Source organism: Agrobacterium sp. MCAB5 (assembly GCF_052114365.1).
GTDB classification, from domain to species: domain Bacteria; phylum Pseudomonadota; class Alphaproteobacteria; order Rhizobiales; family Rhizobiaceae; genus Agrobacterium; species Agrobacterium tumefaciens.
Genome location: NZ_JBFREP010000250.1, coordinates 1 through 462, shown reverse-complemented (window position 1 = coordinate 462; position 462 = coordinate 1). Strand labels below are relative to the sequence as shown.

General features: G+C 53.0%; 1 protein-coding gene. It reads left to right on the top strand.

Annotated features, from left to right (window positions below; genetic code table 11):
- Nucleotides 1–8: 8 nt before the first annotated feature.
- Nucleotides 9–462: ABC transporter ATP-binding protein (locus AB4Z23_RS28475; RefSeq protein WP_441361307.1), on the top strand; the 454-nt coding region annotated here is incomplete at its 3' end.

The following is a 462-nucleotide window of genomic DNA, read 5'->3' as shown; positions in this document are numbered from 1 at the left end:
GTGTAGGAATGATCACGCTGGACCGAGTGACGAAGTATTATAAGACGGCGGCGCACCGACGTTACATTCTTCGTGATCAGACTATGCACTTCGAGGCGGGCCGTTCCTATGGGCTGCTTGGCGTGAACGGTGCCGGCAAATCAACGACGATGCGGTTGATATCGGGTGCTGAACTGCCGAATTCCGGTCGCATAAAGCGGAACGTTCGAGTATCGTGGCCACTTGGCTTTGCCAATGGCTTGAACAACCAATTGAGCGGTAAGGAAAACCTCAAATTCGTCGCGAGGGCCTATGGGGAGGATTTCCGCCGTGTCCTTAGGTTCGTTGCGGACTTTGCCGAGATCGGAAGTTATCTTAACGAGCCTCTCAGAACCTATTCTTCGGGCATGATGGCGCGGTTTGCCTTTGGTCTCTCAATGGCGATTGAATTCGATTGCTACCTGGTTGATGAGATCACTGCGG